Genomic DNA, 13,192 nt, shown 5'->3' with positions numbered 1-13,192 from the left:
AAATACCGATAATGTAACCACTGCCGAGAATTTTAGCTACCCTTGAACAATTATTCTAAGCAACCTGATGAGACGGCTCCAACGAATCCTCTAAATCTTCAATCATTACCGGCCGACCCAGATAGTAACCTTGGACATAATCCACACCAATATCCTTAACGACTTCTAGAATCTCCTCTGTTGACACAAATTCTGCGACGATCTTTTTATTGAGGAAATGACCCATCTCAGTAATGGACTTAACAAGGGCGTAGTCGACATCATCTTCTGATATATTCTTGACAAACGCCCCGTCAATTTTTATGAAATCGACCGGAAGCCGCTTAAGATAGGCGTATGAAGACTGGCCTGCACCGAAGTCGTCCAGAGAAAATCGACACCCGATCCCTCTCATTTCATTGATAAAATCTGCCGCATCTTCCAGATTAGCCACAGCTGTTGTTTCGGTAATCTCAAATATGAGCTTCTGTCGTGGCACTTGATGCCGGACCAGGGATTCAAATATAAAGTCGAGGAACGTTTCATCGTTAAGTGAATGCCCGGAAAGATTGATAGAAAAACCACCGATTTCTGACAGCAAATGTTGGTTATCCATCATCCACATTAAAACATTCTCTATAACCCATCGATCAACAGACCCCATCCTGCTGTACTCTTCTGCAGCCTTGATAAAATCCGCGGGTGGCAGGTGCTCACCATTCTCATCGACCACCGTAAGGAGAACCTCAAAATGCGGCAAACCTTCATCTTTATTCAAAATGGGGTAAATCATTTGGCAACGTATCTTTAGGTTTTCTTCGTCTAGCGCTCTATTGATTCGAGCAACCCAAGACATTACTTCGTCACGTTCCTCCATTCTTTCATCACCAGGCTTAACCACTTGAATCTCTTTCTGACCGGATTTTTTACATATTTCAGCAGCAGATTCTACCGATCTCAACAACTCCAGCACCTGGTTGTTGTTGTTATCAAAATCAATCATTGACACAACAGCAGTAATAACGAAACTTTGATCTCCCGATACAAAACGCCGCTCTTCAATCGCAGATTTTATTTCCGATGCCAACAAGTAGCCTTTTTTATCAGATTCGATAGGCATTAGTACGCCAAATTCGTTGCCGCCTATCCGACCGATTACACCATCTTCATACACTACGCTTTTTATGCGGCTTGCGATTTCACGCAGAAAGTTATCCCCAGTTTCGTATCCGCAAGTATTGTTGATAACTTTAAACTGAAGAATATCTACAAATATAAGAACATAATGGGTATCGTTCTTTTTGGATCGCGCAACCGACTGCGCGATGCAACGTTCAAACTCTTTTCGAGTTTTAAGCCCTGTCAGTTGATCGTGCGCAGACTCAAACGCTAGCTGATCGTATATTTTTTGTATTAGCGCATCCAGCCCCTTCTCTACCGCGGGCATGCTCGAATCACTTAATACAATAACATCACCGGTTTTCAGTTTTAATGCCAACTCTTCAATCGATATATCCTGCACTTTCATGCCGTGGTGGTTAACAAACACGAAGCGTTCAAACTGATCGGATATCCAAGCCAACTGATTCAACACTGAATTTTCATCATTGGCACCGAATTCCAGCCATTGCCCTTCTTTCAGATTTTTGGCGCGTTTCATCCAGCGTTGTATAGACTTATCATCATCAGAAACACCTAGTTTTTCGAGGCGCTCGGAAGTATTTTCTATATAGCCATCTGGTTGTTCATAGGTGCCAAACACCGTATCGGTATCGACTCCTTCTGTTAGTAACGCAGAAATATCAGACACCACTTTCTCTGTACTTCCAGCCGATTTCTCAACTTTAGAAAGGCCTTTCTGTATCAGCTTCGTCAGCTCTTCAGATTTGAAAAGAACCTTAGATTCGTCGTACTCCCCTGGGAGAATACGCAACAGTAATTGATCGATCACAATCAGTGTCATCTCCCAAGCCCGGCTCTCAAGCCCTTCCCGGAAGTAGCACAATCGCATCAAGTCGCGCCAGCCATTGGAAACCAGTGCCAATACCGACGCTGGCACCGACTTATGTCCAAGTCGCTTCTGTAACTCCTTCTCAACCATCACGTTTGCAGACTTAACCTTTTCCTGCCCTGAGCAAGCTTCGGTTACACGCGATAAATTTCGCTCAATTAACTTACGCTCTTTATCAACAAGAACATCAAGTTTTTGAACCACACTGTCAATTACTTCAGGATCAGAGTTACCTGTCTGAATAAGTTGATCGATGCATTCTTTAATAATCGGTTTGTTTGCATTTAGATTGACGCTACCCCGGTCTGCAAGCAGTGCAATATAATTGACTGCCTGGCGGGCTGGATGAAAGTCAGCAGTGAACAACGAGGGATCGGCCAACAGCACCTCAAGTAAGGGAACTTCCAGTTTTCTCAAATCCGATCTTAAGCTGCTCTCGATCCGGCTATTCTCCACAATATTTGAGAATAGGTTTTCAATCATATCAGCCGATTCATAATGCTGTTCGCGAAGCTGAGAATCAGGGCCTGACGCTTGGGCAATGTAGTGCTTAAGCGCTCCGGGAGCATCCAGGTTAGCTTCACCTTGTAAAACCTGACTACGTACGGTCTGGATTGCATGGTTATAGGCATCGACAACCGGTGCTGACATCACCGGCTCGGCCGTGTATCCACCCTCTGTTGCGCCTGCTTCTTTATTGGAATGCAGTTGCCACAATTTAGTTGCCGTCGAGTATGCTGTCCTAGCCCTTGCTAATCCTGCCTGCAACTCCTGATACGAACCTGCTGGTGCAGCAACAGCACCAGGCATGGTTTTACTGGCTCGCATAGCGTCCGATTCTGATTGCTGTTCGGTACCGTCCGCGGGCCTATTTGTCGTCTCTGCCGCAGCGTCACTTTTTGGTTTCTCACCGCCGGAACCACGATTTTTGATTGCCTGATTCGCCAAGTATTTTGACACATTCACATCAGGCAAAACATCGGCGTCAATTAGCATTTTATTGAGCGTACGATACAGCGTGCCCAAATCGGACAGCACCTTTTCTTGATACATTTTGAATACCAGACGCTCAACCTTATTGCTCAATCGAAGGGGGCGAATACTCTGATAGAATGAATGACAAAATGCGGATGGCCCGAACGGGTTGTATACATGGGCACCGCCTTCAGCGCCAAACGCCACATCCAGACGCAACTGCAATTCAATTAAGACTTCTCTGAACTGTAGCTCTGTGCGGGAGGTGGCTACTCGGACAATCAACCAATCCTCAAAATCTTCTTTCTCAACCAAAGAAAGTGTATTGTCCTGGGCATCATTGGGCTGATCTTTCCCCTTCCCCTTCCAACGACCATTTGCAACGTCGGAGGCGTCGGCGACTATGGTCCCAACAACCTGGGTTTTGATGCGTTCGGCTTGTTTCTTGAAAGCAGACATGGCATCAAAGAATTGGTGCTGGGCAGCATCACTCCCTTGAATCTCAGCCTCGGTGAGCAATGCCTCATCAAGTGCAGCGAAAAATTCGGGTAGGCGATCTTCGAGAAATGATGTGGCTTTGGAATTGGAAATTTTAACCAGATTGGATTTTTTAGCAGCAACTAACGTTTTCTGACCTTGCTCTGGGATAGAAGCAGCCTCACTAGCACGCCGATTTTGAGACTGCTCCGCTGCTTCGGCGATAGCTTCAATATGCTTTGGATTTGGATGTAGGAACTTAACACCTAAACCAGGGCCTTGCTGATGTACCACAACGCCGTCGATTGCAACGTAGCGGGAATTAACTCTAAAGGTGATAGTAGCGAGGGAATCAAGTTCGGACAGCCGATTCCGAACCGACTTTAGATAGCGTTCGTCGGATAAGGTAACGAACATCCCCTCCTGACTGTAATCTACAATTTTACAGAGATTGCCCTCCCCTTCCCCTAGGTTAAAGACGGCGTCGATATCAACTCCTTCCCGAGGAAACTCGCGCTTTTCCACAACAATACCCCAATTAAGTTCAAGTACTTAATTAAGTTTAGTAAGTTTTAAGGAAAACGTAGTAAATTTATGCCATTAGATGATGTGAGTATGCCTTGTACTTTCTGGCTTATCTGAGAGGGTAACGCTCATACCGCGTGCATGGAGATCCTGCACCATGGCTTCAAGGTATTCCATATCGGCGGTCGCATTCACCAGGCTTATGAGCTCCCGACCAATACTGGTGATCATATACGCAGGCACATGCAATTCTGGGCGAGGCTGATTGCTGCTGATATTCAGAAGCTTTCCGGCTAGTTTCAAGTCGCAAGTGAAATGATCTTCACTTTGGCTAAGCAGTGTTTTGCTCAGTACTTTACCGTAAACACCTCGAACAATACCCTGCTCTTCCAGTTGTTCAAATAGCGCACTATCAAACACTCTGGGCAAAGCTTGCAACGCGCTTCTATAGATGAAGTCACCACAGGCCCAGCCGCCTAATTTATTTAGATTTTCTGCGTCTTCTAACCCAAAATAAGATAGGTATTCAAGCGCTCGTAAACTGGTTGTGCCGGGGTTGATCAATTCGCGCACCAAAATTCGCGCCCATAGCTGTTGGAGTGCGCCGTTTGATGACTCACTGGCGTTGATTTTCCAACGATTAAACCAACGCCGATCCAAAGCGCCCTTATCAATCTCCGCAACCTCCAACCCGAGGATGATTCGCTCAGTTAGCAGGTATAGCTTCTGCAACCTCAACAATCGCTCCAAAGCATCATAGCGATAGACTTCTTCGGCGTTGCTGATCATCTTGGCGATGTCCGGTAAGGACTCCTGCTCAACTTCGATTTGGTCGCTATTCTCAATGATTGAGGCAAATTTAACCTCACGGATATCGCGAATCTCGGCAGATCTGATGATTTTTCCGGTGGGATCTAGGCTGGCGTGGCCACGACGCAGCTCATGCAGCTGCCGCTCGATGGTGAGAATATGGGAAAGCTCTTTTCTGCGCACTTCGCCTAATGTCTGACCAGAGCGCTGAATTTTATCAGGCGAGGATAAGCCAAAAGCCTCTTTCGGTGTCAGATGCACCCAAAGCTTCTTAAGTAACTGAATTCTCAATAAAGATTGACTCACCCAAAGCCCCGTATACCGTTATGTTTATTATGAAGGTCTCGCGTATAAGTCAGTATAGCAATCCCTGCTGTAAGCGGTGAGATTTCATACAGACAAAAGACTATGGATTGAGCACTAGCACCAATCTGCATACGGCTATCAGAGGTGTCTCGCCCCAGGCACTGCTGCGATCAGTTGACGCCAGCCACTCTTGGGCCAGATACTGAGTGTTAATCTTGTAAGTCTCAACAAGATCCAGCATCAGTGCTTTATCTTGATGAAAGTGGAACTGACCGTTCGCATAACCTTGTTCAAATTGTTCCTGAGATGGCTGTTTGCCTGACACCTTGCAGGCATGCCGATACATCTCAAAATCCAGTGCCTGGCCTGTCAATTCAGTGGTCTTCATAAGTACATTTTCAACTCAAATCGGTAAGTGGTGGATTGTGTGGAATCGGGTAGATCCAGTCAAGTAAACCCAACGGTCAGGTTCGTACCGTTGGCTGACTCAAACCACAGGATGCCTCGATTTCTGCAATAGAATTGGCGAATTCACCCAAGGATTGGTTGTACTCTATCGCATCCATGGACTGTTTGGCTGCATCGCGCTCGATCTGCTCCAAGTAAACCCGTAAAGTAGCAGAATCAGTGCCCGTACCTGAGAGCCGATACACCATGCGTGAATGATCATCGAATACGATACGGATACCTTGGTTATCAGAAACCGAGCCATCCACTGGATCCTCATAACGAAACACGTTCACATCGCTGATGGTCATGGGACCACACTGTCGCCCAAGCAAGGTACCGCGACTGTTAACCAGATGCTCCATAACACTGTTCGCTTTATCGGCATCCAAGCCCTCATAGTCATGCCGACAATAGTAACTGCGCCCGAATGCTGTCCAATGCTGACTGAGAAGCTGCGCTACTGACACTTTCTTATCGGCCAGAATGCTCATCCAACACAAAACAGTCCAGACACCATCCTTTTCGCGTACGTGGTCACCACTGGTGCCAAAGCTTTCCTCGCCACATAGACGCACCAGGCCTTCATCCAACAGGTTTCCAAAAAACTTCCAACCGGTGGGCGTTTCATAACAAGGAATATTGAGGTGTTGGGCCACTCGATCAAGCGCTGTGCTGGTGGGCATAGACCGGGCAACACCGATCAGCCCCGATTTAAATTGGGGAATACTTTGATGATGCTGAGCAATCAACGCCAGGCTATCGCTGGGGCTGACGAATGCGCCCCGCCCCACTATCATATTGCGATCACCATCACCGTCGGACGCCGCCCCTAGGTGAGGAGCAGCATCGGACATCATGAAATCGTAGAGATCTCGAGCATAAACCCGATTTGGATCAGGGTGGCCACCACCGAAATCAGACAACGCCTCACAATTGTGCAGGGCATCTGTTGCTACCCCAAGAAGATCACCAAAGATTCTCCGAGCATAAGGCCCGGTAACCGCATGCATGCCATCAAAACATAAACTGAGGTCGCCCGAACTGATGGCCTCACGAATGCGATCAAAATCGAACAGCGATTGCATCAGATTCGCGTAATCCTCAACACTGTCTACCACTTTCACCGTGGTGTGCCCGAACTGGTACGTGGCTCCAGCGCTAAGATCCAGCGGTGGCAAATCAACCCTCTTATATTGATCTATGACCTGGGTGTTGTGATAGATGGCTTCGGTTACAGACTCAGGAGCAGGGCTGCCGCTGGCATTATTAAACTTGATCCCAAAATCTTTACCCGGGCCGCCAGGGTTATGGCTGGCGGATAACACAAGGCCTCCGTTGGCCTTACTTTGACGAATCAGATTGGAAACTGCCGGGGTGGATAACAAACCATTTTCTCCAACCAGGATCTCGCCTATCCCGTTACCCACCAAAATCTCAATAATTAATTGTGTTGCCTCTGCATTGAAATAGCGGCCATCCCCCCCAAAACCAAGCGGTGGCGCTGATTTTCCGGCAATGCATTGACAACAGACTGAACAAAATTTGCCAAATAATGGGGCTGCTGAAAGACATCTACCTTTTTACGTAAGCCCGAGGTGCCCGGTTTTTGACCCTCAAATGGTGTAGTTGAGATCACCTTCACGTCCATTAGCTTTACAACCCCTCAGGTTCCAACACAGAAATTAACCCACCAAACTGCTATAGTAAGCAGTGAGACGAAAGATAAATCGTAGAATAATTAGATATTTATTTCACCCGTTTTAGGCGAATTCATTCTTGCACAAGGACGCTCAATCAGTATGACAGCGAAAGTAGCCAGTACCACCGTGACACCTGAAGCGGCCTTGGAGCTGCTTTCTCCTACCGAAGTGAATCAGTTGGTTAATCAAACCGATGCAGACCTATTCAAAATATTTCGTCGTTGCGCATTAGCAGTATTGAATACCGGCAATAATAGCGACGACACCAACGAGATCATGGAAGAATATGCAGATTTCGGCATTCGCTTTATTCGTCAGGCACGAGGAATCAAACTCCAACTGACAAACGCCCCTGCTTCTGCATTCGTAGATGGAAAAATGATCCGTGGTATTCGCGAGCAGCTGTTCTCGGTGCTACGAGATGTGGTGTACATCACCAATGAGATACGCAACTCAGGTCGATTCAACTTAACGACTCAGGCAGGCATTACCGATGCCGTATTCCATATATTACGTAACGCCAACGTAGTGCGAAAAGGCGATGTTAATCCGCTTGTGGTTTGCTGGGGCGGTCACTCCATCAGTCGCGACGAATACGATTTCACCAAAGATGTCGGATATCACCTGGGATTGCGTGATATGAACATCATCACCGGGTGCGGACCGGGTGCAATGAAAGGCCCGATGAAAGGTGCAGCCATCGGCCACGCGAAACAACATATTCAAAACCGGCGCTACATCGGTATAACCGAGCCAGGCATCATTGCAGCGGAATCACCCAATCCGATCGTTAATGAACTGGTGATCATGCCCGATATTGAAAAGCGCCTGGAAGCGTTTGTACGGATGGCGCACAGCATCATCGTGTTCCCCGGTGGGGTTGGTACAGCCGAAGAGATTCTCTATATCCTGGGCCTATTGCTGCACCCCAGCAACAAGCGCATGCCCTTTCCTTTGGTGTTTGCAGCGGCAGAGAAGAACAAAGCCTATTTCGACACCATCAATCATTTTATTGCCAGCACATTAGGGGCCGAAGCACAGTCTCGCTATCGAGTCATCAGCGCCGACTGTGCGGAAGTCGCACGCTCCGTACGTAAAGGCTCAGATGACGTGCTGCTCTATCGCAGAAGATCCAAGGATTCATTCTACTTTAATTGGAAACTGAACATCCCCAAGGACCTGCAGACGCCGTTCGAACCTACGCATGACTCCATGTCACGACTCAACCTCAGCAAGGACCAGCCCATACACATGCTGGCTGCCAACCTTCGACGCGCTTTCTCTGGAATTGTCGCAGGCAATGTCAAAGAACAGGGTATAGCGCTGATTCGCAAGCATGGCCCGTTTCAGTTAAAAGGTGATCCTGAAATCATGGCAGCACTGGATATGTTGTTACGAACCTTTGTAGAGCAGAACCGAATGAAAATAGGCGAAGGCACCTATAAGCCATGCTACCAGGTTGTTACATGACAAACCCTCGGCCTACCACGTCAGACCCTGCAGAAATTCAGCGTTTCAACCAACTGGCGACAACTTGGTGGAACCCTGATGGCCCCATGTGGCCTCTCCACCTATTGAATCGTTTCCGCGTGGAAGTGATATTGGATGTACTGCATGAGCAAGGCACAATAGACCGCTATCAACCTAAACCTCTAGCAGGCAAATCCGTATTGGACATTGGATGTGGGGGCGGCATCTTATCGGAGGCCTTATGCCGACTGGGTGCCCAGGTTACGGCAACGGATACCGCAGCCAATAGCATCAATATAGCGAAACAACATGCAACAAGCGCCAAACTCAACATCCATTATCATTGCACCGACATCACCAACCTGTCCGAGCAATTTGACTTGGTATTCAACCTGGAAGTAGTGGAACACGTTACAGACCTCCGTGCATTTATGAACTCCAGCTGTGAACGGGTTGCAGATGGCGGCTCTCTGTTTTTATCAACCATCAATAAAAGCCTGAAGAGCTACTTGTTTGCTATTATCGGCGCTGAATACGTGTTGCGTTTACTGCCCAAGGGAACCCATCAATGGTCTAAATTTGTTACCCCGCATAAGATGCAGAACCTTCTGTCTGAACAGGGGCTGCAGCTTTTCTGGCGCAGCGGCGTGTCCCTAAATCCCTTCAACAAACAATATAAACTGGTACAATCGGAGGCTGTTAACTACATGATGGCAGCTAATAAGCCTAGAGACTCGTCCCGATGAATTCCAGCACCCCATCCTTCAGCGCCCACCACCCTGTCCGTACTGGCAACGCCAACGTAAATGGCATCACCATACATTATCAGGATGAAGGTTATATCACCGACCCTGCCATGATCCTGATCATGGGGCTCGGCTCCCAGCTGACGCTATGGCCGGCGCAACTGGTGGATAACCTCATAAGCGAAGGTTTTAGGGTAATTCGATTCGACAATCGGGACATTGGGCTGTCGGCTGTTGTCAGCAATGGGGTAAGAGCTGATCTTCCAAATTCAATGCTGCGATCACGCTTACGTTTACCGATAGAGTCCAATTACACGCTTTACGACATGGTGAGAGACACCGCAGAATTACTGGATGCATTGCACATCGACAAAGCACACGTTGTCGGGGCATCAATGGGTGGAATGATCGCACAACTGTTCTCTGCTCTTTACCCTCACCGAACATTGAGTCTGACATCGATAATGTCGACCACCAATGAACCAGGATTACCCTTGCCACGCTGGGATATTTTATTGAACCTGGGTGGATTTGGCGTCAAGAAAGGCCACGATAAAGAAACGGCGGTCATGCGCTCATTACAATTTTGGAAGAAGATCTCAAGCCCCAAGTTCCCCACCCCTGACGATGAAATTATAACGCGACTGCAGTCTGATTATGATCGCTCCTACAGACCGGCCAGTTATCTGCGCCAAAGCCATGCCATTATCGCTACCGGTGGCTTTAAACGACTACTTTCGAGAATCAACAGCCCAACGCAGATCGTTCATGGCAGCAGCGACCCCCTGGTGCATAAAAAAGGCGGCATTGCATCCGCCAAAGCCATTCGAAACGCGAAACTGGAGTTGATTTCCGGTATGGGTCACGACTTTCCTAAACAACTCATCCCAAAGCTTACGGAACTCATTGTATTCAATGCTCTGCAGGCAGCCCGTTAAGTGCGTAACCGACGGCACTACTCCATAACATCTTCGTATCCATGCCAGGTGGCATAGCCGATTAACGGCAGCACAACGATCAGGCCGAGAAACGCCGTTGCAAAACCAACGGCCACCAAAGCAAATATGATGAATGCCCAGAGTGCGCACACTCCCATATTGTTCATAACTGCACTTAAACTGGATAGCGAGGCTGATATTGCATCAACCTTTCGATCCACCATCATCGGTAATGAGAAAGCACTGATTCCAAACACAAGCCCAAGAAAAGCCGCGCCCACCGAGGAACCCACAGCAAAAAAAGTAAGCAACTCTTCTAACGATGGCTCTGCGCCTTCAGGGTAAAACACATGAATAATGGTGGCTGCCCGCATCCAGATTAATGCAATCACAAATACCACCACAGCGAATATCCACTGATTGGGCGCACTGTTTCTAATTTGCCAAAGAGAATGCTTGAGGGTGGGCTTTTCACCGTGCTCGATCTGCCTGGGGATGTCATACAGACCAAACGCAAGCAACGGCCCAAGCAGGATAAAAAATACCCCCATGCTGAACAAAAAAATCGTACTGGAGTAGCGCATAACAATGGAAGATAGAAGCAACCCAGCCACAGCGAAAAACAATCCATACGCCATGCTCAACGATTGCGCCTCCCGATAATCCTGCCAGCCCATTTTTAACCAGCGAAACGGAGCGGACCATTCCAAGCGACGGCTAGCGGCAAACAGTTCCTTACTTTCCTTCTTTTGCTCTTTCGTATCATCCATCGTACTGCCCTTTTTTGTTTTTATTGACATTGACGAAACGTTTTTACATCTGCATCGGCCTTTAGTGGGCACTTAACACAAAGCTCATCGGCCTTACGTAAACGACGAGCAATTTCACGCCCCAGGTTCATCTGGATCAACGCGAACTGCTCCATATCCTGCTTATAAATGTCGTACAAATTTTGTGAGGTAATTTCGATCAGGCGGCAATCAGATTGAGCCAATGCAGATGCACTACGGGGCATGTAGTCAAAAAGCGCCATCTCGCCAAGACACTCACCCTCCCCTAACACGACCATTAAACAGTCCTGACCACCTTTTTGTTTGTAAATGGCGACTTCTCCATCTTCAATCACAAACATTGATGCAGTGTAATCACCCTCACGAAAAATCACCTCGCCTGCTTCTCGCTCAACAGTACGTGAATGACTCAACAGATGGGAAAGCACTTTGTCATTAATGCCGCCAAACGTAGGCACATTCTGCAGCATGTGTACTCTTTCCATACCAGTCGCTTTCATGGTGTTACCCTCACGCATCCTTGCTATAAATATAGGATATTTATTACTTTTATACGAAATATTGATCCTGAGCGCTATGATTCCCTAGGGATATTTGGTAATCATACACACATTAAATACCCTGGTAATCAACTACTAACAGGCAGCTCAACCCATGCGCCCCCTATCTCTAATTTTGTTTTATTCCTTTTTCGCCCTATGTTCCACCCATTCCGCTGCCCAGGACATCAATTCGGAGATGCAGCAGGCAAGCCAATCCCTAACTGAACTGATGCCGTTCATTTACAGTGATCAGGAATTCCGCTCCCCTGAAAACAAGCAGACGATTGTGCAAAACATAGACAGCCTTATTGGCATTATTGAACGCACACCGCAACTTTTGGGAGACCATGCGGTGACCCTGGAAATCTCTCAGCAAAGCCTCCTGGGATCACTTAAGCAGGCCAAAACGCTGTATAACACCGGGTCATACGCTACTTCGCAATATCTGCTTTCAGGGGTGCCCATCATCTGCAGCAGCTGCCATATACAGGATGGCCAACAAGCCAGCCTGACCAAAAACATGGATCGAACACTGTTCGCCAACGACTACAGTTTTGCCGAGTTCAATTACTACTTACGGAACTATTCACAGGCAAAATCAGCGTACCTGGCGTATTTAAAGATCCCTGCCACCCAGGCCTCTCGAGTTCAGGCGGGAAAAACCTTGGAGCGCCTGCTGGATATATCACTGATTACTGCGCACAGCAGCCAGCCTGCACTAGATCTGCTTGGTGAGGCCCTTACACTGCCTAAACTGGATCTGGAGGTGAAACACACCGTTGCCAAGTGGCAGCAAGGGCTCAGAGATCTTAATTACGGTCAGCAGACGCTGGATGCACTTGAAAAGTCAATCTACACGACATTTGATGAGCACTTCACCCTGGAGCATGAGTTTATATTCAATGAGGACAACCGCCCCAAAGCCGTATTGTGGCGCCTGCAACTGCACAAACATTTGCGTGACAACCCAAATACACAGAATACCGCCCGTGCCCTGTATCTACTCTCAATATTGGAACGCACGCTGGGGGATCAATTGGATATATCGTTGGCGAATATGTATCTGAAAGAATGCATCAGGCTCAACGTAAAGGAATACTCAGGCAAATGCCTGAACGAGTATGAGAATCACCTGTATTTTTACTACGGCGGGTCCAGCGGGGAGCATTTACCGGATGCAGTGCTGGAAGAACTGAACCAGATCAAAACCCGCTACAGTAAATCAATCTGACAAAACAACCAAGGGTTGTATCCATAGAAGCCCAAAAGTGTCTATAAGACTTAAGTTCACTCTAATAATGGTGAAAATTAACTTAAAATTGGCTGCTCGATTTGCGACTATTGGAAGCTGTTAGAAGGGATAAGGATATCAAATGGTGCCCGGAGCCGGAATCGAACCGGCACGGTGTTGCCACCGAGGGATTTTAAGTCCCTTGCGTCTACCAGTTTCGCCATCCGGGCAGATGAGAATG

General features: G+C 47.6%; 9 protein-coding genes, 1 tRNA gene and 1 pseudogene. 4 read left to right on the top strand and 7 right to left on the bottom strand.

All coding sequences use genetic code 11. The features are described from left to right. Positions 1-55 precede the first annotated feature (55 nt). The 4 genes and pseudogenes from Kalk_RS00150 to Kalk_RS00135 all read right to left on the bottom strand — a co-directional run bounded on the left by Kalk_RS00150 (position 56) and on the right by Kalk_RS00135 (position 7,181). Complete coding sequence (locus tag Kalk_RS00150; RefSeq protein WP_101892291.1) at positions 56-3,967, bottom strand: DUF1631 family protein; 3,912 nt, start codon at positions 3,965-3,967, stop codon at positions 56-58. 75 nt (positions 3,968-4,042) lie between these two features. Further along, positions 4,043-5,083, bottom strand: coding sequence for a DUF2806 domain-containing protein (locus Kalk_RS00145; protein ID WP_158643231.1), 1,041 nt, complete (start codon positions 5,081-5,083; stop codon positions 4,043-4,045). A 100-nt stretch (positions 5,084-5,183) separates the two neighbouring features. Continuing rightward, positions 5,184-5,471 (bottom strand): hypothetical protein, encoded by a 288-nt coding sequence (locus tag Kalk_RS00140; protein WP_101892289.1) that lies wholly within the window; start codon positions 5,469-5,471, stop codon positions 5,184-5,186. Positions 5,472-5,547: 76 nt separating this feature from the next. Continuing rightward, positions 5,548-7,181: pseudogene (locus Kalk_RS00135) on the bottom strand (alpha-D-glucose phosphate-specific phosphoglucomutase). Positions 7,182-7,332: 151 nt separating this feature from the next. Here Kalk_RS00135 and ppnN point away from each other — a divergent pair. From ppnN to Kalk_RS00120, 3 genes are all read left to right on the top strand, one after another. Further along, entirely contained in the window at positions 7,333-8,703 is a 1,371-nt protein-coding gene (gene ppnN / locus Kalk_RS00130; RefSeq protein ID WP_101892288.1) for a nucleotide 5'-monophosphate nucleosidase PpnN, read from the top strand. Continuing rightward, entirely contained in the window at positions 8,700-9,449 is a 750-nt protein-coding gene (gene ubiG / locus Kalk_RS00125) for a bifunctional 2-polyprenyl-6-hydroxyphenol methylase/3-demethylubiquinol 3-O-methyltransferase UbiG (protein ID WP_101892287.1), read from the top strand. The genes ppnN and ubiG overlap by 4 nt, the downstream gene beginning before the upstream one ends. A gap of 110 nt (positions 9,450-9,559) precedes the next feature. Further along, positions 9,560-10,387, top strand: coding sequence for an alpha/beta fold hydrolase (locus tag Kalk_RS00120; protein ID WP_407656842.1), 828 nt, complete (start codon positions 9,560-9,562; stop codon positions 10,385-10,387). Positions 10,388-10,404: 17 nt separating this feature from the next. Here the strand turns inward: Kalk_RS00120 and Kalk_RS00115 are convergent, their stop codons facing one another. Further along, positions 10,405-11,157 carry a DUF2189 domain-containing protein gene (locus Kalk_RS00115; protein WP_158643230.1) on the bottom strand — a complete coding sequence of 251 codons (753 nt, stop codon included), beginning with the start codon at positions 11,155-11,157 and terminating at the stop codon, positions 10,405-10,407. A gap of 20 nt (positions 11,158-11,177) precedes the next feature. Continuing rightward, complete coding sequence (locus tag Kalk_RS00110; protein ID WP_158643229.1) at positions 11,178-11,678, bottom strand: Crp/Fnr family transcriptional regulator; 501 nt, start codon at positions 11,676-11,678, stop codon at positions 11,178-11,180. Between the two features lie 154 nt (positions 11,679-11,832). Here Kalk_RS00110 and Kalk_RS00105 point away from each other — a divergent pair, with 154 nt between their 5' ends. Then, positions 11,833-12,951: a hypothetical protein gene (locus Kalk_RS00105; protein ID WP_101892283.1), complete on the top strand. Its 1,119-nt coding sequence runs from the start codon at positions 11,833-11,835 to the stop codon at positions 12,949-12,951. A gap of 143 nt (positions 12,952-13,094) precedes the next feature. Here Kalk_RS00105 and Kalk_RS00100 read toward each other — a convergent pair. Continuing rightward, a tRNA-Leu gene (locus tag Kalk_RS00100) sits at positions 13,095-13,181 on the bottom strand. Between the last annotated feature and the right edge of the window lie 11 nt (positions 13,182-13,192).

Origin of the sequence: Ketobacter alkanivorans, from assembly GCF_002863865.1 — a bacterium.
Classification (GTDB): Bacteria; Pseudomonadota; Gammaproteobacteria; order Pseudomonadales; family Ketobacteraceae; genus Ketobacter; species Ketobacter alkanivorans.
This window is presented reverse-complemented; position numbering and strand designations above follow the sequence as displayed.